Source organism: Yersinia sp. 22-579, assembly GCF_030433455.1.
In the GTDB taxonomy this organism is placed as follows: Bacteria; Pseudomonadota; Gammaproteobacteria; order Enterobacterales; family Enterobacteriaceae; genus Yersinia; species Yersinia enterocolitica.
In genome coordinates this window covers 145,251-167,669 of sequence record NZ_JAUJTZ010000001.1, presented here as the reverse complement: position 1 = coordinate 167,669, position 22,419 = coordinate 145,251, and the positions used below count along the sequence as shown (strand labels likewise).

Here is a 22,419-nt window from a genome sequence, read left to right as displayed (position 1 = left end):
GTTTTGTGTCCCTAATTAAACGAAAAGCAACAGAGCCAGTACAACGACTGCACCCAAACCCATAGACGCGACATACCAACGCACCTGCCCATTTTCACTGACGGTCAGACCGCGATTACTCCAGCGCGAAAGTATCGCCGGGGTATTCATCAGTGAGTTCAGCGGATCACGTTGCAACAATCTTGCAATCCACAGATACGGGCGGACAAACACGTTATGGTACAGCCAGTCGAAGCCCCACGCGTGGAACCACCAGACCGTAAAGAAGCGGCCCGGCGCACTTTGCGCGATGCTGTTGACCAGCTGACGTTTGCCCAGATACAGCATTGCTGCCAGTGCGATACCCATCACCACCAACACGCCGGAGAAGATTTCCAGCGGCATTTTGCCCTCTTCACCGAAATGAAGCTCTGGCAATACACCCGCCAGCGGCGGAGTTATCAGCGCGCCAACAAATGTCGATAGCACCAGCAACACGATCAGCGGCAGGCTGTGAGTGATCCCTTTGACCGGATGCGCCTTGGTTTTTGGCTCGCCGTGGAACACAATGAAAATCATACGGAAGGTATACAGCGCGGTAAGGAATGCCCCAACCAGCCCCGCGGCCATCAGATTGATATGGCCACTGGCCAATGCACCCCACAGAATTTCGTCTTTACTGTAGAAGCCTGCGGTGACGATTGGCAATGCTGCCAGCGCCGCGCCCCCCACCAAGAAGCAGATATACACCAATGGAATAGTCTTACGCAGACCACCCATTTTGAAGATATTTTGCTCGTGGTGACAGGCCAGAATCACTGAGCCAGAAGAGAGGAACAGTAACGCTTTGAAGAATGCATGAGTCATCAGGTGGAAGATAGCCGCATCCCACGCCTGAACGCCGAGCGCCAGGAACATGTAGCCAATCTGGCTCATGGTGGAATAGGCCAACACGCGCTTGATATCGCTCTGCACCAGCGCGGCAAAACCGGCCAACACCAGAGTTACGGCCCCGATGATTCCCACCAGATGAAGCACTTCTGGTGCCATCAGGAACAGACCGTGAGTACGGGCAATCAGATAGACACCGGCGGTAACCATGGTAGCCGCATGGATAAGCGCGGAAACCGGAGTTGGGCCTGCCATCGCATCGGCCAGCCAGGTTTGTAACGGCAACTGCGCCGACTTACCCACTGCACCACCGAGTAACATCAGCGTCGCCCAGGTAATGGCGGTAGAGCCCATTTCCAGTTTCTGCGGTGCCAATACCATCAGCTCACGAATGTTCAGCGTGCCCAGTTCCTGATACAGGATGAACAGCGCGATAGCCAGGAACACGTCACCCACACGGGTCACGATAAAGGCTTTCATCGCCGCCGCACCGTTAGCCGGATTGGTGTAGTAGAAACCGATCAATAGATAACTACACAGACCCACACCTTCCCAACCCAGATACATCAGCATCAGGTTATCGGCCAGCACCAAAACCACCATACTGGCGATAAACAAATTGGTGTAGGCGAAGAAGCGGGAGTAGCCCTCTTCTCCACGCATATACCAAGAGGCATACATGTGGATAAGGAAGCCCACGCCAGTGACGACAGACAACATGGTCAGCGACAAGCCGTCCAGTGTCAGAGTCAACGGAATGTTGAAGGTGCCGACCGACATCCAGTTCCACAGGGTTTGGTTAAACACCTGAACCCCGGTGGCCTTCTGACTGAGGAAGTCTACGGCAACATACAGTGTCACCAGTGCCGTCAGACCAATCGATCCAACCCCGACAATGGCAGAGGTATTTTCAGACCAACGCCCACGGGAGAATGCCAACAGCAAGAAGCCCAGCAGTGGCAGCAGAATTGTTAAATATAATAGGTTCATCCGCGCATCTCACTGACTGTGTCAATATTCAGAGTATGACGGCGACGATACAGCTGTAACAGCAGTGCCAGACCAATACTGGCCTCCGCCGCCGCCAGCGTGATCGCCAGGATATACATCACCTGACCGTCAGCCTGACCCCAATAACTGCCCGCCACCACAAAGGCGAGCGCCGCCGCGTTGATCATCACTTCAAGGCTTATCAGCATAAACAGCAGGTTGCGACGAATAATCAACCCCGTCAGCCCCAGCACAAACAGAATGGCCGCTAAAATCAGGCCATGTTGTAGAGGGATCATGCTTGTTCCTCCGTTTTTCTTTTCGCGCTTTCACTTGCGCCCAGCACTTCACCCGGCTTGTGTTCGCGCCCGATATGGAAGGCAACCACCAGACCGGCCAGCAGCAGCATTGAAGCCAGTTCCACCGCCAGTACATAAGGACCGAACAGGCTGATACCGACTGCTTTGGCATCGACCATTTCACCGCTAATACCGGAATCAGTGACTGAACTGATGGCATAAATCAGCACGGTAAGCAGTACCAATGCCAGTAAACCAGGGCCAATCCACAAGCTCGGTTTCAGCCAATCGCGCTCTTGTTGCTCGACATTGCCCAAGTTCAGCATCATCACCACGAACACGAACAGCACCATAATGGCACCGGCGTAAACAATGATTTCCAACGCACCGGCAAAGTAAGCCCCCAGTGAGAAGAACACGGCCGAAATAGCCAGCAAAGAGATAATCAGGTACAGCAGCGCATGTACCGGGTTGGTGTGAGTGATAACGCGAATAGTCGCCACCACTGCCACCAATGCTGCAATATAAAATGCAAATTCCATGGACGCTGGCTCCTAAGGCATCAGACCTTTAACGTCGATCGGTTTGGCTTCATTTTCGGCTTCGCCTTTCTGCTTGCCGTCAATCGCCATACCGGACATCCGGTAGAAGTTATATTCCGGATATTTACCCGGCCCCGAGATCAACAAGTCTTCTTTCTCATACACCAGATCCTGGCGTTTGAACTCACCCATTTCAAAATCCGGCGTCAGCTGGATAGCGGTAGTCGGGCAAGCCTCTTCACACAGGCCGCAGAAAATGCAGCGAGAGAAGTTGATACGGAAGAACTCCGGATACCAGCGGCCATCTTTGTGCTCGGCTTTCTGTAATGAAATACAGCCAACCGGACAGGCAACCGCACACAAGTTACACGCAACGCAGCGCTCTTCACCGTCGGGGTCGCGCGTCAGCACGATACGGCCACGGTAACGCGGCGGCAGGTAAACCGGCTCTTCCGGATACATTTGGGTTTCGCGCTTGTGGAAGGCATGAAGGCCAATCATCCACAGGCTGCGCACTTGGGTGCCGAAACCAACCACTAACTCTTTCAACGTCATGGTTCATTCACCCCTTATTGAGCGTTGTACAAAATGACCGCGGCAGTCGCCAGCAGATTCAGCAGGGTCAACGGCAGGCAAACTTTCCAGCCGAATGACATCACTTGGTCATAACGTGGGCGCGGCAAGGATGCACGGATCAGAATGAACATCACCATGAAGAAAGCCGTTTTCAGCGCAAACCAGATAAATGGCGGCAAGAACGGGCCTTGCCAACCGCCGAAGAATAAGGTGACTATCAGTGCAGAGACAGTCACGATACCGATATATTCACCGACGAAGAACAAACCGAATTTCATACCGGAATATTCAATGTGGTAACCATCGGCCAGTTCTTGTTCAGCTTCTGGCTGGTCAAAGGGATGACGGTGACAGACGGCAACACCCGCAATGGCAAAGGTCACAAAACCAAAGAATTGCGGGATAACATTCCAGACGTGCTCCTGAGAGTTAACAATATCCTGCATGTTAAATGAGCCAGCTTGTGCCACTACGCCCATCAAGGATAAGCCGAGGAACACTTCATAGCTTAGGGTTTGCGCTGAAGCACGCATCGCCCCTAACAGAGAATATTTGTTATTACTGGACCAACCGGCGAACAGCACAGCGTATACCGCCAGCCCCGCCATCATCAGGAAGAACAAAATACCGATATTCAGATCCGCAACCGCCCAGGTCGGGCTGACCGGGACGATGGCAAAGGAGAGCAGCAGTGAGGTAAAGGCAATCACCGGTGCCAGGGTAAAGATAGCCCGGTCGGAGAAGCGCGGCACCCAGTCTTCTTTGAAGAACATTTTGATCATGTCAGCCACCAGCTGCAATGACCCGCCCCAACCGACACGGTTTGGCCCGTAACGGTTCTGGAACAAGCCCAGCAAGCGACGCTCGCCGAAGCTCATAAATGCACCGCAAGTCACCACGACCAGCAGAATCACTACCGCTTTCAGGACAGAGATTAAAATCTCAATCAATTCAGGGGTAAACCAGCTCATAGTACTGCCTCCCGCAGATTCTCAACGCGCGCACCCACCATAATCGGTGGAATACCCGGTAAGCCAAGCGGCAAGCCGACCTGACCCTGAGCCAAGGTTTCACTCAAACGTACTGGCAGACGCAAGGTCTGACCGGCACAGTTGAACTCCACCAGCGTACCGAGGTTTACCCCGAGACGGGCCGCATCAGCAGGATTGACCATCACATAAGGTGCTGGCATGCGCTGCTGGATGACATCTGAACGCTGAGACATCTCTTCACTACCAAACAGATGATAGTAAGGGGCAATCTGCCAGTTTTCGCCGTTGGCGGTAAAGGCGGCGGGTATAGAATCAAAGTAACCGAGCGTTCCCTCCCCTGCTTCAATCAAACGAATACCCGGATCACCAAAGCGCAGCTTGCCGCCCACTTCAGCCTGGAATTTGTTCCATGCTTGCGGTGAGTTCCAGCCCGGTGCCCAGGCAAATGGGATCTGCTGACGGTCAGCCAGTGGGCTGTTGTTCCCTTCCATTGAGAAGGCAAACGGCGTGTCGATATCCTGCGGTTGGCGCGGTTCGTGCACACTGATATCCGCACGCATGGCAGTACGGCCACTGTAGCGAATTGGTGAACGGGCCAGTTTCTGACCACGGATACGGAAGCTGGCATCGGGTGCAGCTTCAACAATCCCTTCCAACTGCGGCAATGCTGCAACACAGGCGGCAATCACATGATCAAGCTGTGTCCAGTCCACATGGCGGCTGGTATAAGTTGAGTGCAGTGAATGCAGCCAACGCCAGCTTTCCAGCATGATGCTGCGGCTTTCTGGTTTTTTCGGGTCGTCATAATAAGTTGGGTCATAAACCTGGAAGAAGCGCTGAGCGCGGCCTTCCTGATTGACCAGCGTACCGTCACTTTCAGCAAAACTGGCCGCTGATAGAATTAAGTTCGCTTTATCCATAATGGCGGTGCGTTGATGATCAACCACGATCAGGTTGGCCACTTTATCCAGCGCCGCATCAACTTTGTCTTTCGCCGCGTGGCGATAGAGATCGTTTTCCATCACGATAACGCTATCTGCATCACCTTGGGTCAACGACTCCAGCGCTTGATCCAATGAACCACCACCGATCATAGCAAGGCCGATGCTGTTAGCCGCACTGGCAACGAAAGTAATACCGACATCCGAACCACGGCCTTTCAGCGCTTTCGCCACGTTAGCGGCGGCTTCAATAATGGCATCGCTGCCAGCACTGCTGCCGGTAATAATCAGTGGTTTCTTCGCACCCGCCAAGGCTTGCACGATGATATCCACTTTACCTTTCAGATTACGATCCAGGTCAGCTACTGCAGGGGCAGATTCATCCAATGCATGCGCAATGGCGAAACCTAACCGGGCCTGATCATCCACTGGCGCACGATAGTTCCATGCCGCGATATCATCCATGCGGGTGTTATCAACGTTGGTGATAAACAGCGGATGTTTGGCATGCTGGCCAATGTTCATAATGGCAGCAATCTGCCAGTCAGCCACTTTCTGTGCTGCCGCCATTTCACGGGCTTTGCCTTTCACTGCCTGACGAACAGACAGCGCGATACGGGCCCCCGTCTGAGTCAAATCTTCACCCAGAATCAGCACGGCGTCGTAGCTTTCGATTTCACGTAATGCTGGCGTGTAGATACCGCCTTCGCGCAGCACTTTCAGCATCAGTTGCAGGCGTTGTTGTTCGCTGGCGGCGATACCGGTATAAAAGTTTTCCGCCCCCACCAGTTCACGCAACGCAAAGTTGCTTTCCAGGCTGGCACGCGGTGAGCCGATACCGATGGTTTTCTTCGCCTGACGCAGAATATCCGCCGCACCTTGCATCGCCTGTTCGGCGTTCAGGTGGATCCAATCATTGCCACGCAATTGCTGCGGCTGACGTGGGCGGTCTTTGCGGTTGACGTAGCCATAACCAAAGCGGCCGCGGTCACACATAAAGTAGTGGTTCACGCTGCCGTTGTAGCGGTTTTCGATACGGCGCAGTTCACCATAACGTTCACCTGGGCTGGTGTTACATCCTACGCTGCACTGCTGGCAGATACTTGGCGCGAACTGCATATCCCATTTACGGTTATAACGCTCGGAATGGGTTTTATCGGTGAATACACCGGTCGGGCACACTTCTACCAGGTTACCGGAGAACTCGCTTTCCAGCGTGCCGCTCTCGGTGCGACCAAAGTAGACGTTGTCATGCGCACCGTAGACACCAAAGTCAGTGCCATCAGCATAATCTTTGTAATAACGTACACAGCGATAACAGGCGATACAGCGGTTCATTTCATGAGAGATGAACGGGCCGAGATCCTGATTTTGGTGAGTCCGTTTGCTAAAGCGATAGCGGCGGAAACTGTGGCCGGTCATCACTGTCATATCTTGCAGATGACAGTTACCCCCTTCTTCACAGACCGGGCAATCGTGTGGGTGGTTAGTCATCAACCATTCAACCACACTCTCACGGAACGCTTTGGCTTCACCGTCATCAATGGAAATAAAGGTTCCATCGGTGGCTGGCGTCATACAGGACATCACCAAACGCCCACGCGTGTCGTCCGCGTTTTGGTATTGCTTTACCGCACATTGGCGGCAAGCGCCGACGCTTCCCAGCGCCGGATGCCAGCAAAAGTAAGGAATATCGAGTCCCAGGGAGAGACAAGCCTGTAACAGGTTGTCGGCCCCGTTTACGTCGTATTCTTTGCCGTCTACATGAATCGTAGCCATATGCATGCTTCCAAATGACCTACCTTACGGCAGGCGTTAATCAAAAATGCTGACCCCCACGGCAAACCGTAAGGGTATCTATGCTACCAGCGCGCTTTTAACAGGTTTGGTTGAATACCGGCTATGGCTCGGGTGTTGCCATAGTCTTTGCTTGCGATCCCGGCTTCGAATTCTTCCCGGAAATATTTGATCGCACTTTGTAGTGGTTCAACCGCGCCCGGCGCGTGGGCACAGAAGGTTTTACCCGGCCCTAAGAAGCGGCAAAGCTGCTCCAGCGTCTCGATGTCGCCCGGCTGACCTTCGCCGCGCTCCAGTGCACGCAGGATCTTCACGCTCCACGGCAACCCATCGCGGCAAGGTGTACACCAGCCACAGGATTCACGGGCGAAAAACTCTTCCAGATTACGCACCAGCGGAACCATACCGATTTCGTGGTCTACCGCCATAGCCAATGCAGTCCCTAAACGGCTGCCAGCTTTAGCGATATTTTCAAAATCCATCGGCAAATCCAGGTGGTCGGCGGTCAGGAAGTCAGTACCTGCTCCACCCGGCTGCCAGGCTTTGAATTTCAAACCATCGCGCATGCCACCAGCGTAATCTTCCAGAATTTCGCGAGCGGTGATACCAAACGGCAATTCCCACAGACCCGGATTTTTCACCCGGCCAGAGAAGCCCATCAGTTTGGTACCCGCATCGTTACTTTTACCGGCGGTAATTCCCTGATACCACTCCACGCCATGCTCAAGAATGGCCGGAACGTTACACAGAGTTTCAACGTTGTTAACGCAAGTTGGTTTGCCCCAAACACCAGAAGATGCCGGGAAAGGTGGCTTGGAACGTGGGTTGGCACGGCGGCCTTCCAGCGAGTTAATCAGTGCAGTTTCTTCACCGCAAATATAACGACCCGCCCCGGTATGAACAATCAGCTCAAAATCAAAGCCGCTGCCCATAATGTTTTTGCCCAGCAAACCCGCTTCAGTCGCTTCAGCAATGGCACGGCGCAAGTGCACGGCAGCTTCGATATATTCGCCACGCAAGAAGATGTAACCGCGGTAAGCTTTCAGCGCAAAGGCACTGATCAGCATCCCTTCCACCAACAAATGAGGCAATTGCTCCATCAGCAGGCGGTCTTTATAGGTACCCGGTTCCATCTCATCGGCGTTACACAGCAGATAGCGGATGTTCATGCTTTCGTCTTTTGGCATCAGGCTCCACTTCAAACCGGTGGAGAAGCCAGCACCGCCACGCCCTTTCAGGCCGGCGTCTTTGACTAAGCTAACAACATCAGGTGCTGCCATACTTTTTAAGGCTTTTTCCGCGCCGACATAGCCGTTTTTGCTGCGATATTCATCCAACCATACTGGCTGTTTATCATCGCGCAAACGCCAGGTCAGCGGGTGCATTTCCGGCGTGCGCACAATCTCTTTGGTAAAACCTGAGTTGACTGTCATGGATATTGCTCCAGTAACTTCTCAATATCTTCAGGCTTCAGGTAGCTGTGCGTATCGTCATCGATCATCATCGTCGGGCCACGATCACAGTTACCCAAACAGCAGGTCGGCAGCAGTGTAAAGCGGCCATCAAAGGTGGTCTGACCGGGTTGGATGCTGAGTTTTTTCGAAATCGCGGCTTGGATTCCCTGATAACCGGTGATGTGGCACACCACGCTGTCACAGTAGCGGATCACATGACGCCCAACCGGTTGACGGAAGATCTGGCTGTAGAATGTCGCCACACCTTCAACATCACTGGCTGGGATACCCAACACTTCAGCAATGGCGTGAATCGCCCCATCCGGCACCCAACCACGTTGTTTTTGCACAATTTTCAGTGCTTCAATTGACGCGGCACGGGCATCTTCGTAATGGTGCTTTTCATGTTCGATAGCATCACGTTCTTCAGCACTCAACTCGAAAACTTCTGCTGTGGTCGCCGGTTCAGCCGCATTGACTGCCAGGTTAGCCACATTTTGGCTTTCGTTACTCACCTGAGTATCTTTTTGGTTGCTCATAATTAGCGGTCCACATCAGACATTACAAAATCGATACTGCCCAGATAGACGATCAAGTCAGATACCAGGCTGCCACGGATAACCGATGGGATCTGCTGTAAATGGGCATAGCTTGGCGTACGTATCCGGGTGCGATAGCTCATGGTGCTGGCGTCACTGGTCAGATAGTAACTGTTGATCCCTTTGGTCGCTTCAACCATCTGGAATGATTCGTTAGCTGGCATCACTGGGCCCCATGAAACTTGCAGGAAGTGAGTGATCAGCGTTTCGATATGTTGCAGCGTGCGTTCTTTCGGCGGCGGAGTGGTCAGTGGGTGGTCTGCCTTGAATGGGCCTTCTGGCATGTTTTTATAACATTGCTCCAGAATGCGCAGGCTTTGACGCAACTCTTCCACTTTCAACATCACGCGGTCATAACAGTCACCGTTATTGCCGACGGGAACTTCGAAATCGAAGTTTTCATAGCCGGAATACGGACGCCATTTACGCACGTCAAACTCAACGCCAGTAGCACGTAAGCCAGCACCGGTCACACCCCATTCCAATGCTTCTTTGGAATTGTAGGCAGCAACACCGATAGAACGCCCTTTCAGGATACTGTTCTGCAATGCCGCTTTGACGTAGGAATCCAGGCGTTTTGGCATCCAGTCAAGGAAGTCACGCAGCAGACGTTCCCAGCCACGCGGTAGGTCGTGTGCCACACCACCAATACGGAACCAGGCTGGGTGCATACGGAAACCAGTAATCGCTTCTACCAAATCGTACACTTTCTGCCGGTCGGTAAAGGCGAAGAACACCGGAGTCATTGCACCGACGTCCTGGATGAAAGTACTGATATACAGCAAGTGGCTGTTGATGCGGAACAATTCAGACAACATCACGCGGATGGTTTTAACGCGATCCGGCACTTCTATGCCAGCCAGTTTTTCAACTGCCAGCACGTAAGGCATCTCGTTAACGCAGCCACCCAGGTACTCAATACGGTCGGTATAAGGAATGTAGCTGTGCCAGGACTGGCGCTCGCCCATCTTCTCCGCACCACGGTGGTGGTAACCCACATCTGGCACGCAGTCGACAATCTCTTCACCATCAAGCTGCAACACGATACGGAACGCACCATGTGAAGAGGGGTGGTTCGGGCCGAGGTTAAGGAACATAAAGTCCTCATTTTCGGTCCCGCGCTTCATACCCCAATCTTCTGGTTTGAAAGTCAGTGATTCCATTTCCAGATCTTCTTTCTGCTTGGTCAGCACAAAGGGATCGAACTCTGTTGCACGGGCTGGGTAATCTTTACGCAGCGGGTGTCCTTCCCAAGTCTGCGGCATCATGATGCGCGTCAGATGAGGGTGACCATCGAAGGTAATACCGAACATTTCCCAAGTTTCGCGCTCATACCAGTTGGCATTAGGGAAAATCTTGGTCGCTGTGGACACGTGCAAGTCTTTTTCAGACAGTGCCACTTTCAGCATGATGTCGCGGTTACGCTCAATGGAAAGCAGATGATAGAAAACAGAAAAATCCGCGTCAGGCAAGCCCTGGCGGTGGGTACGAAGGCGTTCATCTACACCATGTAGGTCAAACAGCATGACATACGGCTTCGGTTGTTTTCTCAGAAACGACATTACTTCCAGTAATTGTTCACGCTTCACCCATACCACGGGCATACCGGTACGAGTTGCTTGAACAACAAAGGCCTCTGGCCCAAAACGGTTCGACAGTTCACCAATCACCGGATCATCAAGATGGTCCCGGGTCTGCCATGCTGGCTGGGTGCTGTCGGACGTCGTTAAATCGGTCATTATTTATTCACCACACTGTTTTTTCACCACACTGAATGTGTCATTTTGTGGTCATTTGCCGCACACATGTTCTGGAAGAAAAACGGTTCTCTCCAAAAACAAATCACTTACGCACCAAAATCTTATGCCTAAAGGCACATTAGATTTCGTCAGGTGTACGCAGGTTAGTTACTGCAATTCGTTCAGCATGCTTACGTTCTCTTTCTGGCTGCATATTGGCGCGGTAAACACCTTGATCACCCACAACCCAAGAGAGAGGACGGCGCTCTTTACCGATAGATTCCTGTAGCAGCAACAATGCTTGCATATAGGCTTCCGGACGCGGTGGACAGCCCGGGATATACACATCTACCGGCAAAAATTTATCCACGCCTTGTACGACAGAATAGATATCGTACATGCCGCCGGAGTTAGCACAGGCACCCATGGAAATAACCCATTTTGGTTCCAACATTTGTTCATACAAACGCTGAATAACTGGGGCCATCTTGGTAAAGCAGGTACCGGCCACGACCATAAAGTCAGCCTGGCGCGGAGAGGCACGCAATACTTCTGCACCGAAACGTGCCACGTCATGCACGGCGGTGAACGAGGTCACCATCTCCACATAACAGCAGGAAAGACCGAAGTTATACGGCCAAAGAGAGTTCTTACGCCCCCAGTTCACCATGTCATGCATGGCGTTCTCAAGTTTACCCATGTAAACACTACGGTGGACATGTTGCTCGAGAGGATCGCCGCTGACGGTTTCCTGAGTTTGCAGGGGGTAACGGTCGTTCTCACCGTTAGGGTCTATGCGGGTGAGCGTATAGTCCATGTTAATGCCTCGCTGTATTTATTGACCACTATACCCTTTGTACTTAAAGCCGCAGGGTTGTTAGCTGTGCGCTTTCCTCCCAATAACTTACCTGTTTTAACTATAGATAAGTTCATCGGGATTTATTTGCTGGTAGCCGTACTTTCAACACCACGATCTTTGGGTATAGCTTGCGGATGATTGCTGGCGTATTTAACTATGCTCGGTTTGCTCACACGACGATTAGAACGCACAGGAGTCCAATCCAGAGCGCCAATACGCACCAGATAAACCAAACCAGCCAAGAGCACCAAAATGAAAATGGTTGCTTCGATGAAACCTATCCAGCCACTCTCACGGATGGAGATTGACCATGCATACAGATATAAGGCTTCAACATCGAAAATAACGAAGAACATGGCGACCAGGTAGAATTTCGCAGACAGGCGCATGCGCGCGGAGCCTACTGAATCAATACCAGACTCATAAGGGACGTTTTTGGCACGGGCCCGAGCTCTCCCACCCAGGAAGAACGCACCTAGCAGCATCAAACCGCACAGCCCGATTGCGCCGATCAGGAATACAGCGAACGCCCAATGATGAGCGATAACTTCAGTGGTTGTTGACATACTCATTGCTTACTCATCAAAAGTGGCGTCGGACATCCTGCTCTTGTGTTGGCAGTTAGTGCACCACATCGATTCAAAGGGAAGGATAAAAACCACACAATACACACTGTCTTAACAACTGTTTAGCCAGTGTTTTACTGTGGGCTTTTTACTCCTTTCAGTAACCTTTTGTCAACTTTGACAAAAGTAACTACAGATTAATTTACAAACGCACGATCTTACTTAACATTTGATGCGAACCTGCAAGCTAAATCGAGTCAGTAATTTGTTAAGTCAGAACATACACATATAAACCAACATGAATAGTTCGGACTAACTATACCATTGTCTCAGGAATAACCGGTTCTTCCACTCACTAGCTAGGGGTATTTTTTTGATCCAGAACACGTTTTGAGTGTTATTTCATAAATATTCGGCACGAAAAGTTGCTCTTAATTATTTACAAATAATGAAACGGTGTTTTAATAAAAAAATAAATGACATATGAGAAAGTCATTATTAACCATTATATAACTAAGGTTTATTGTTCGCTATCGACTCTCGAACACCCGCTATAAGTAAAATAAAACGACGTTTTACTCATAAAATTAACCTGAACGGGATAAAAAAGACTTTTAACAAAAAATGAAAATAAAAAAGCCCCTAAAATAAGGGGCTTAGCTTGACCTGCTCGAATTACTGCTTAATTTTGATCGTCGACTAAATAATCAGAATCTAGCATTAAATCCGTACCGGACTGCAAACCGTGTTGATGACCTGTCTGCATAGCATCGAAAATAGCCAAGGCCAATTCATTGCTACACCGGCTGTCTTTACATAATGAATAATGAGTTTCAGGCAGACGAGGTAGCCCTTCTGTTTCACCCAATACCCGTAAATCAGGACTCATCATCTCAATCGGTCTGGCAGTAATACCCAGCCCTGCCCTCACTGCCGCACGAATGGCAGAAAGTGAAGAGGCGACATAGGCAATACGCCACGCGATACCGGCTCTGGTCAGATGCTCTATTGCCATATCACGGAATGGACTTGGCTCATCCATAACAACTAAAGGTACTGATTCGCCGGGTTGGAATTGGTAATCGGCGGAGCAATACCACAGAGTCGGTGATGTTCTTAAAATCACATGAGGATGGTTGTCGACCTTGGCGGTGGTAATCGCCAGATCCGCTTCGCCATGACTCAGCATGTCAGCAATGAGTGGGCTACGTTTTACCCGCACATCAATGGCCAGCCGAGGATATAGCGTCGCCACTCGGTTTAGCAAGAAAGGCAACAGTGTATCGGCAGTATCATCAGATGCGCCGATAATGAGTGAACCTTCTACATTGCTATACATCAGTGACGTACAAGCTTCATCGTTGAAACGCAAAATTTTTCTGGCATAGCCAAGTAACTGGAGACCATGTTCAGTGAGCAATTTGTTACGCCCGTGACGGGCAAATAACTCCTTACCTACTAACTGTTCTAACCGTTGCATTTGTTGGCTAACTGCTGACTGAGTTCGACAAACCGCTGCCGCAGCAGAGGCAAACGTATTCAAGTCAGCAACAGCTACAAAGGTTCTAAGCAGATCGAGGTCGAGATTAATTATCGGACGATTTGCATTTGTCATAGTGTATTCTTCACTTTTTTGAATTCTAATTACAAACTACCCTGGTGTTTATGTATTAGCGCCATCAATAAGGGACAACGCTAAGTATGACAGTACCCCACTCATTCGAGTAGGGCAAAAAATTTACTTATATTTCGTTACCGCTATCTCTTTTTAAAAAAAACTATTGGCTGAATTCTGTCTCTGTTTGTGAGTGCGGTCATAAAAAAGTGCTAAATCTTCGATAAATGAAGATTTTTTCCTTTAGAAACCCTGATTTTTTGTACCCTTTATAAAGCAGCTCATCTCCAATTTTAATTAAATTAACGAGACCAACTCATCGATAAATATTAAAAATCATCAATATTTCTCTTGCGGCTTTTTTTATCTAATTGAGCAATTTCAAGTGGTAAGAATTGATAATCGATAAGCATTTTTAAGATTAACATTAGCTACTCTTAATAGTTTTCCTATTTACAAATTTGCCTCTTTTTGCCCTTCTATATATGTATGATGATATAAACTGTTGAATCCAGATTTTCAGCTTGAAACGCAACGTAATTGGACACCGATACTCTCACTTCCTTTCTGGTTTCTATCGCGCAGAAAATGGGTCTTAATTTTTATCAAAACCTATTTTTTGCTAATGCGCACGTACGATGAAATCTGGCAGAAGAAAACTTCAGACAAACTCATCAATCACACAGCGCCCGATAGGTTTGAGAGCAAAAACATCGGTAAAAACACCTATACTTTACGCCCAACAGTCATTTGCACTAAAGAATGTACATATACTCTAAATAATTCGAGCTGCAGGAAGGCGGCAAGTGAATGACAAATCGGTCGGGAACCGATTTGAACAGCATTTATGCTGCCCGCAGGGTGAGCCTCAGGGACGAGGCTCATTAATCCCGATGAGTTGACGTCAGTCAATGATTCGGGTGACAAATCTGTCGGGAGCAGATTTGAACGCTGCTTGCAGCGGCCTCGTAGAGGCGAGGCCCATGGACGGGCCGAGTAACGAGAGCAGCCAACGCACATGCAGTTTGAAGTATAACGAGTATAGAGCTTCAAAAATCAACGGCGTCGGAGTACATTGAACACCTTGCAGTGTTCCACGCTGAGGACACGCTTTTACCAGCAAAAGGCTCAATTTTTTATGTCCCCCATTGAGAAATCCAGCAAACTGGACAACGTCTGTTACGACATTCGTGGCCCAGTGCTAAAAGAAGCTAAGCGTCTTGAAGAAGAAGGTAACAAGGTTCTGAAACTCAACATCGGCAACCCTGCCCCGTTTGGTTTCGATGCACCGGATGAGATTCTGGTGGATGTGATCCGTAATTTGCCGACTGCACAGGGCTATTGCGACTCCAAAGGCCTTTTTTCGGCGCGCAAAGCCATTATGCAGCACTATCAGGCACGCGATATGCGCGACCTGACGGTAGAGGATATCTACATTGGGAATGGCGTTTCCGAGCTGATCGTGCAGTCCATGCAAGCATTGCTAAACCTTGGCGATGAAATGCTGGTACCGGCCCCGGACTATCCGTTATGGACAGCGGCAGTATCGCTTTCGAGCGGTAAAGCTGTGCACTATATGTGTGATGAAGAATCAGGCTGGTTCCCTGATTTGGACGATATCCGCAGTAAAATCACCCCACGCACCCGCGGGATAGTGATTATCAACCCGAACAACCCGACTGGCGCGGTCTACAGCAAAGAGTTGTTGCTAGAGATTGTCGAAATCGCTCGCCAGAATGATCTGATTATTTTCGCCGATGAGATCTACGATAAGATTTTATATGACGAAGCTCAGCATCATTCGATTGCTGCACTGGCACCTGACCTACTGACGGTGACCTTCAATGGTTTGTCCAAGACTTACCGTGTAGCCGGTTTCCGTCAGGGCTGGATGGTGCTGAATGGGCCGAAGAAACACGCGAAAGGTTATATTGAAGGTTTGGAAATGCTGGCATCCATGCGCTTGTGCGCTAACGTGCCAATGCAGCATGCGATTCAGACTGCATTAGGTGGCTATCAAAGCATCAGCGAATTTATCCAACCTGGCGGGCGTTTGTACGAACAACGCGACCGCGCCTGGGAGCTGATTAACCAGATACCTGGTGTTTCCTGTGTGAAACCTCAGGGTGCGCTCTATATGTTCCCGCGTATTGATCAGAAGCGTTTTAACCTGAAAGACGATCAGAAGTTGGTATTAGATCTTCTGTTGCAGGAAAAAGTCTTGCTGGTACAGGGCAGTGCCTTTAACTGGCCATATCCGGATCATGTGCGGATCGTGACCTTGCCACGCGTAGATGAGTTGGAGATGGCCATTGGGAAACTGGGGCGATTTTTGGAAACATACCATCAGTAATTTGTTGATTTCGTGATTAGTTCGGTTGAGATTTAATCATGTAATCGATTCCGTTGTTAGGGCAGATCGAATCATTTTTTCGGTTGATAATCCTTCAGTTATGACCTGACCACCGTAGACTCAACCGAGCAGGAGGGCAAGCCGGCCCTCCTGCACCTGCGGCTTGCGCGAAATATTACTGCTATTCGCAGTCCCCTCCGGCAGCCGTTGGCCTTATCGAGCCAGCGCGAGTCGCGTCCTGCTCCAGCGCGCTTTTCGCCGCCGTCCATGGCGGCTCACTCGGGCCATCGTCTTTGTCGGTAATATTCCTGATTGCGCTCAACATCAAAAGCCAAAAACCACGGTTTTGACCTTGATATTAAAAGCACATGTGAGCCGCCGAGTGAAGAATGAAGGTAGGACGCGAGGCATGGATGCCGAGCGAGGGCTGCTTGAGCATGGATGCGACAACACTGCGTAGCAGTTTTGAACAACGCTTGCGTTGGCCCGAAGGGTTGCCTCGAAGAGGCTATAATCGGCCCGGTCCGTCTGCGTAATGATGAGTGAGGGAACCCACGCAGTGGGCAAGCGATACGTGCGAAGCGCGGGATTCCACAAGGGTGCGCGCCCGCACCCTTTGGCGGTTGAGGCATTGGAGGTTAGATGAGCGATGAAGCTCTAACAACCGAACCTAATCACAAGACCGAATAACAACCGAAATAGGTTCCGATCAAATCCAACATCAACCAAAACCCAATCTGATATGCTATCCCCGGTTCTACCTTTAAAAGTCACAAAGAGAGAAAACTATGAGTCACTTCTTTGCTCACCTATCCCGCTTGAAACTCATCAACCGCTGGCCGCTGATGCGTAATGTCCGCACTGAGAATGTTTCTGAGCACAGTTTGCAGGTGGCATTTGTCGCTCATGCATTGGCTATCATCAAAAATCGGAAATTTAATGGCAATCTTAATGCCGATCGTATTGCTCTGCTGGCGATGTACCATGATGCCAGCGAAGTGATAACCGGTGACTTGCCTACCCCTATCAAGTATTACAATCCACAAATTGCTCATGAATATAAAAAGATAGAAAAAGTCGCACAGCAGAAGCTGATTGAAATGCTGCCCGTCGAGTTACAACATGATTTTCGTTGTTTGCTGGATGAGCATTATTACAGCGAAGAGGAAAAAGCACTGGTTAAACAAGCTGATGCCTTGTGTGCTTATCTCAAATGTTTAGAAGAATTATCCGCCGGTAACAATGAGTTCATCCAAGCCAAAGCGCGGCTGGAGAAGACCCTCGCCATGCGTCAAAGCCCGGAAATGGACTATTTTATGGAAGTTTTCGTCCCCAGCTTCAGCCTGTCATTAGACGAAATCAGCCTCGACTCACTGGATTAAAGTTGAAGTTGATTTTCAAAAGCACATTTGAGCTGCCGAGCGAAGAGTATAGGCAAGGAAAACGGGCAGGACGCCCGTTTTAGGGGCACGCGCTTGTGACCCCTTTGGCGGTTGAGGCACCAAGGGGCAAGGTGAGCACCGATCTCATATCAACCGAACTAAACACAACTCTTACCCTGTAGCATCCCAATTAAAAAGGAAAAAGTATCGGCACGACCATCACACTCACTATCATCACCAGCAGGGTAAACGGCACCCCTATTCGAATAAAATCACCGAATTTATAGCCACCGGGGCCTAAAACCAGGGTATTAACCGGGGACGAAACCGGAGTCATAAAGGCCGCTGATGCGGCAATACCGATAATCATCGCGAATGGATACGGGGAAAGCGACATCTCACGAGCGGCCGCTATGGCGATCGGTGCCATCAACACCGCTGTCGCTGTATTGGAGATAAATAGCCCGATGGTGGCGCATAGCACAAATAAGCACAGCAACATCACTCTTGGCCCCATGCCACCCGCGACATCCATCAAACCACGAACTATCAAATCTACCCCGCCAGTTTTTTGTAGCGCTTGTGCAAAGGGCATCATCCCGATAATTAGAATCAAACTCGGCCAATGAATTGAGCGATAAGCACTTTCCATATCAATACAGCGAAATTGCCCCATCAACAGACATGCCACTAACGCCGCTATCACATTCGGCACTTCGTCAGTTAGCATCATCGCCACCATCAGCGCCAGACAGAACAAAGCATGGGGCGCTTGTGAGATAGCAGGTGCTACTTCATCAACTTCAGCCGGTAAATTCAGCACAATAAAATCACGGGTTTTCTGCTGCAATTGACGAATCAATTTCCAGTCACCGATCACCAATAAGATATCGCCAAACTGTAATTTATCATCGACCAGTTTACCTTCCAGCGTCTTACCATTGCGGCGAATACCCACAACATTCAGGCCATAGCGGGTACGGAAGGTGACCTCACGTAAACTTTTTCCCAGCAGGGAAGAGTCTGGAATAAGAGAAACTTCGGCCATCCCGACGTTACGCGCCTGTTCAGAGAAATACTCGCCACGCAACACCATCGGCTCTAGCATCTGCTCAGTACAAAATTCGCGTAAATCCACATCGCAATCAGACATATCAATCAGCAAAACATCATTTTCGTGCAGCTCAGACGAACCGGTTGCACTGACCATGACCCGCCGAAAACGTTTCCAGCGTTCAATCCCGACCACGTTCGCGCCATAGCGGGCGCGCAGATGCAGTTCATCAAGAGAACGACCAATCAAAGGGGAATCGTGGCGAATCGCCAGGCGGCGGGCGCGGCCGGTAAGTTTATAATCGCGAATAAGATCACGGAAGGTACGGCGCTTCCATTGCTGCTCTTTTTCTGAACTTTCCGGCTTTCCCCCCAACCAGTGGCGGGCAACCAACATGTAGCCAACCCCCATCAACAAGATGATAAGGCCAATCGGCGTCACGCCGAAGAAACCAAAACCTTTAATACCTTCGCGCAGCAACTCACTGTTCACCACCATATTGGGCGGCGTCGCGACCAGTGTCATCATGCCACTGATAAGCCCGGCAAAACTTAGCGGCATCATTAATCGCCCGGGTGAAATCTTCATCCGACTGGCGACACTTAGTACTACCGGGATAAAAATCGCCACCACGCCGGTTGAGCTCATAAAGGCTCCCAACCCCGCCACAGTCACCATCAGTAACGCCAACATTTTGGTTTCGCTGTGGCCGGCAACTTTTACCAGCCAATCCCCCACCTGATAGGCGACGCCGGTTCTCACTAACCCTTCACCAATGACAAACAATGCCGCAATCAAGATGACATTAGGGTCACTGAAGCCGCTGGTCGCCTCCCCTAATGACAGCGTGCCGCTCATGACAAAGGCAATAATGACCAATAATGCCACGACATCCATCCGCAGTTTATTGGTGGTAAACAGCACAATAGCTATCAGAAGTAGCGTCAACACCCACAATAGTTCGCTGTTCAAAATGGCCTCGTTGGCAAAAAGTGAAAAGGAATATCCAGCTATACCCAAAATAATTCGAATTGCAGGAAGGCAGCCAACGCATATGCAATTTGAAGTATGAAGGGTATATGGTAGTAAATCATCAAATTAAGACACCACCGCTGTTTGAGATCAATAATGACTGTAAATTTATGCGCTTACCATCCCACTACGGCATTAATTGTATTTTTTTCTGAAAAATAATTAACCAATTTGTGATGCAGTATTCGCCAGTAAAAAAAATCCGCCGGAAACATTCTGATATTCAATAGGATTTAACCGCCTGACTATACTGATAATACTAAGTGGCAATCCATCATTGGGGTTATTTGGCTGGAGCGGTGAATGATCGATATCACAGACTACCCGATTGTACTTTTTCTGCTGTCATGTGCCCTGTTGTATAGTTCAGCTTATGTCGGTCAGGCCTTTTTCCGACGAGGGCGGGATCTGGATGATAATATTCGCGAGAATTTTACCGTCATTCAAGGGGCGACACTTACCTTGCTGGGCCTGATTATCGGTTTTAGTTTTTCGATGGCGATCAGTCGCTATGATTTACGTAAAAATTACGAAGAGGCGGAAGCTAACGCGATTGGGACTGAATATCTGCGCGTCGATTATTTGCCAGCCGCATCCAGTGTCACGACTAAGGCATTATTAATACACTATCTTGATCAGCGGATACTTTTTTATACCACGCGCAATGAAAACCATCTGGCCGAGATTAATGACCGAACTAATCAACTGGAAAATGCGTTGTGGGCCGAGTTACTCGGGCCGGTGAGTCAGCGCCCAGACCCTGTTATGGCATTGGTCGTATCCGGTATGAATGATGTTTTGAACTCAGCGGGTTACACCCAAGCGGCGTGGTGGAACAGAATGCCGCATGCAGCCTGGTTACTGATGCTGATTATCGCGATTTGCAGTTGTACTCTGGTAGGGTATGGCTCAAAGCAGGGTAAAAAAGGTAAGGTGATGACGTTGATATTGCCGCTGGTTATCTCATTCTCTTTTATGCTCATCGCCGACATTGATAGCCCGCGAGGGGGGATTATTCGGGTAAAACCACAAAATCTTCACAGCCTGGAAGACAGCTTAGCGCCGCTCCCCTCAGAGCCATCACATCCCCCGTCGCGCTAAAAGCAAAAGAGCGCCATCAGGCGCTCAGAGGTTAATGACAAAGTGCCCGTAGCGGTGAAAACAGGCAGATCGTAAAGACGCCGTAAACCCTTCCCTGGGGGCTCGACCCGCGCCATCCCTGGCGCGGACGCTTTACTCTTCTACCTGTCCTCACCCTGCAAAATCGAGTTGTTGAGGTTTGTCAGCAGTCTGAAAGCGCCATCAGGCGCTCAGAGGTTAACGACAAAGCTGTTGATAACTTAGTGAGTGACGGGTTTACCGCACCTCGGGGCACTCCGGTCGCTTACGCGACTACGACCCCAACGGCACGATTCCCCTTCATTTGACTTTGTCAGCAGTCTGAAAGCGCCATCAGGCGCTCTCAATAAACATACTCACCAAAGTGATTAGCCGATAAAGCGAACTGCCGCTCCATTTACTGTCTTTTCAACAGCAATATGTTCAAGTGAGCTGAGAACTAAATCCACTTGATCCAGTTTTGGTGTATCGGCAGGTGCATTCACGGCGATCACCTGGCAACCCGCCGCCAGCCCTGACAATATTCCCGCGGGTGCATCTTCCACCACGATGCAATCCGCCGGAGCCAGACCTAAACGTTCAGCACCCAGCAGGTAAGCATCAGGCATAGGTTTGCCATGTTTCACCTGTTCAGCAGTAACGAACACTTTTGGCTCGGGTAAATGGCCCGCCGCACGGCGCGCAGAAGCAACGGGTACCGAACCTGAGGTCACAATCGCCCATGGAATAGACAAGCTGTTCAGCCGCTCTAGCAATGATACCGCTCCCGGCAGCGCAGTTACACCATCAGTGTCATTGGCTTCAATCTGCTCTAAAGCCAAAAATTCTGCTTGAAGTTCTGCATCACTCGCACCCGGCATAAAATGGCGAAGAGAGGTAATTGCTTGTTTCCCGTGGATAAAATCCAGAACTTCCGATGGATCAATGCCACGACTTTGCGCCCAGCCAATCCAGGCTCGCTCCACAGCAGGTAATGAATCAACCAGAGTCCCATCCAAATCAAAAAGAAAACCTTTACACTCCACAAGCACATCCTCGTTAGTCAACCCAGGTCTTAATCATTACGCACTATCAGGCATTGATAATTTGCGAAATCTCAACAGCACTCAAGTGATACTGGCGCGGGCATGATTGCCAGATAGCCAGCATACGTTGGTATTTGTCCCACATTGGGGTTTGGGAATTGAAACCGTGTGTTCCTGAGTCAAAATGGGTATAGCGGCCTTCGGTATTCACCATAAAGCGCACATAACTCAGGTAACGCGATTCAGTAGCAGCATCAAAACCAAGGAACGCAATACGGCGCTCATCTAAATCTTGTTTGTCTTTCAGGTTATCCCAAGAGACTTGCAGTGCGTGATGCATCTCCATGATATTAATGATAGTACGGCAAGTATCTTCGCTCATTTCACCAAAATCACGGTCCAGTTCACGCATCTGCAAACCAAAGCCACGTTCGACAATTGTTTGCTGGCGGCGATAGCGCTCAGCGTTTTCCGGATCCAGCATGGTCATCATTTTGTACTGATTCGACAGAATCAGTCGTTGGGCGTTTGTCATATCCATCACTAAACTCCTAAGACATAAATAATGAGGAAATCATCGCATACAGAGTTGGGCCATACTTTGATTTGACAGGG

19 protein-coding genes are annotated in these 22,419 nt (G+C 49.9%); 4 read left to right on the top strand and 15 right to left on the bottom strand.

Going from position 1 to position 22,419, the window contains the following annotated elements:
- Window positions 1-15 precede the first annotated feature (15 nt).
- From nuoL to rovM, 12 genes are all read right to left on the bottom strand, one after another.
- Window positions 16-1,860, bottom strand: a complete 1,845-nt coding sequence (gene nuoL / locus QSV56_RS00915; RefSeq protein ID WP_050335710.1) for an NADH-quinone oxidoreductase subunit L — start codon at window positions 1,858-1,860, stop codon at window positions 16-18.
- On the bottom strand, window positions 1,857-2,159 hold the full coding sequence (gene nuoK / locus QSV56_RS00910; protein ID WP_005159229.1) for an NADH-quinone oxidoreductase subunit NuoK: 303 nt from the start codon (window positions 2,157-2,159) through the stop codon (window positions 1,857-1,859). Before nuoK ends, nuoL begins: the two co-directional genes overlap by 4 nt.
- Window positions 2,156-2,701, bottom strand: coding sequence for an NADH-quinone oxidoreductase subunit J (nuoJ, locus tag QSV56_RS00905; protein ID WP_005159228.1), 546 nt, complete (start codon window positions 2,699-2,701; stop codon window positions 2,156-2,158). The genes nuoK and nuoJ overlap by 4 nt, the downstream gene beginning before the upstream one ends.
- 12 nt (window positions 2,702-2,713) lie before the next feature.
- Window positions 2,714-3,256, bottom strand: coding sequence for an NADH-quinone oxidoreductase subunit NuoI (gene nuoI / locus QSV56_RS00900; RefSeq protein WP_005171687.1), 543 nt, complete (start codon window positions 3,254-3,256; stop codon window positions 2,714-2,716).
- Between the two features lie 14 nt (window positions 3,257-3,270).
- Complete coding sequence (gene nuoH, locus QSV56_RS00895) at window positions 3,271-4,248, bottom strand: NADH-quinone oxidoreductase subunit NuoH (RefSeq protein ID WP_005159221.1); 978 nt, start codon at window positions 4,246-4,248, stop codon at window positions 3,271-3,273.
- Window positions 4,245-6,989, bottom strand: coding sequence for an NADH-quinone oxidoreductase subunit NuoG (gene nuoG / locus QSV56_RS00890; protein WP_019083544.1), 2,745 nt, complete (start codon window positions 6,987-6,989; stop codon window positions 4,245-4,247). The genes nuoH and nuoG overlap by 4 nt, the downstream gene beginning before the upstream one ends.
- Before the next feature lie 83 nt (window positions 6,990-7,072).
- Complete coding sequence (gene nuoF / locus QSV56_RS00885) at window positions 7,073-8,440, bottom strand: NADH-quinone oxidoreductase subunit NuoF (RefSeq protein ID WP_050328470.1); 1,368 nt, start codon at window positions 8,438-8,440, stop codon at window positions 7,073-7,075.
- Complete coding sequence (nuoE, locus tag QSV56_RS00880) at window positions 8,437-9,000, bottom strand: NADH-quinone oxidoreductase subunit NuoE (RefSeq protein WP_005159216.1); 564 nt, start codon at window positions 8,998-9,000, stop codon at window positions 8,437-8,439. Before nuoE ends, nuoF begins: the two co-directional genes overlap by 4 nt.
- A gap of 2 nt (window positions 9,001-9,002) precedes the next feature.
- Entirely contained in the window at window positions 9,003-10,799 is a 1,797-nt protein-coding gene (gene nuoC, locus QSV56_RS00875) for an NADH-quinone oxidoreductase subunit C/D (RefSeq protein ID WP_019082017.1), read from the bottom strand.
- Window positions 10,800-10,938: 139 nt separating this feature from the next.
- Window positions 10,939-11,616, bottom strand: coding sequence for an NADH-quinone oxidoreductase subunit B family protein (locus QSV56_RS00870; protein ID WP_002210278.1), 678 nt, complete (start codon window positions 11,614-11,616; stop codon window positions 10,939-10,941).
- Between the two features lie 122 nt (window positions 11,617-11,738).
- The gene (nuoA, locus tag QSV56_RS00865; protein WP_005159212.1) at window positions 11,739-12,230 is read right to left on the bottom strand and encodes an NADH-quinone oxidoreductase subunit NuoA; all 492 of its coding nucleotides are present in this window, start codon (window positions 12,228-12,230) and stop codon (window positions 11,739-11,741) included.
- A gap of 676 nt (window positions 12,231-12,906) precedes the next feature.
- The gene (gene rovM, locus QSV56_RS00860; RefSeq protein WP_019082016.1) at window positions 12,907-13,839 is read right to left on the bottom strand and encodes a virulence transcriptional regulator RovM; all 933 of its coding nucleotides are present in this window, start codon (window positions 13,837-13,839) and stop codon (window positions 12,907-12,909) included.
- 1,138 nt (window positions 13,840-14,977) lie between these two features.
- On the opposite strand from rovM, the gene QSV56_RS00855 reads away from it, so the two are divergent.
- From QSV56_RS00855 to yfbR, 3 genes are all read left to right on the top strand, one after another.
- Window positions 14,978-16,192: a pyridoxal phosphate-dependent aminotransferase gene (locus tag QSV56_RS00855; RefSeq protein WP_050129907.1), complete on the top strand. Its 1,215-nt coding sequence runs from the start codon at window positions 14,978-14,980 to the stop codon at window positions 16,190-16,192.
- Window positions 16,193-16,355: 163 nt separating this feature from the next.
- Window positions 16,356-16,652, top strand: a complete 297-nt coding sequence (locus QSV56_RS00850; RefSeq protein ID WP_046050573.1) for a hypothetical protein — start codon at window positions 16,356-16,358, stop codon at window positions 16,650-16,652.
- 328 nt (window positions 16,653-16,980) lie between these two features.
- Window positions 16,981-17,574 carry a 5'-deoxynucleotidase gene (gene yfbR / locus QSV56_RS00845; protein ID WP_004391643.1) on the top strand — a complete coding sequence of 198 codons (594 nt, stop codon included), beginning with the start codon at window positions 16,981-16,983 and terminating at the stop codon, window positions 17,572-17,574.
- A 190-nt stretch (window positions 17,575-17,764) separates the two neighbouring features.
- Here yfbR and QSV56_RS00840 read toward each other — a convergent pair whose 3' ends face one another.
- Complete coding sequence (locus QSV56_RS00840; protein ID WP_019082012.1) at window positions 17,765-19,600, bottom strand: SLC13 family permease; 1,836 nt, start codon at window positions 19,598-19,600, stop codon at window positions 17,765-17,767.
- 363 nt (window positions 19,601-19,963) lie between these two features.
- On the opposite strand from QSV56_RS00840, the gene QSV56_RS00835 reads away from it, so the two are divergent.
- Window positions 19,964-20,761: a hypothetical protein gene (locus QSV56_RS00835; protein WP_046050572.1), complete on the top strand. Its 798-nt coding sequence runs from the start codon at window positions 19,964-19,966 to the stop codon at window positions 20,759-20,761.
- 386 nt (window positions 20,762-21,147) lie between these two features.
- Here QSV56_RS00835 and QSV56_RS00830 read toward each other — a convergent pair whose 3' ends face one another.
- Both QSV56_RS00830 and QSV56_RS00825 read right to left on the bottom strand, forming a co-directional pair.
- Complete coding sequence (locus QSV56_RS00830; protein ID WP_050328474.1) at window positions 21,148-21,804, bottom strand: sugar phosphatase; 657 nt, start codon at window positions 21,802-21,804, stop codon at window positions 21,148-21,150.
- 46 nt (window positions 21,805-21,850) lie between these two features.
- Entirely contained in the window at window positions 21,851-22,345 is a 495-nt protein-coding gene (locus QSV56_RS00825; RefSeq protein ID WP_005159196.1) for a YfbU family protein, read from the bottom strand.
- Window positions 22,346-22,419: the final 74 nt, after the last annotated feature.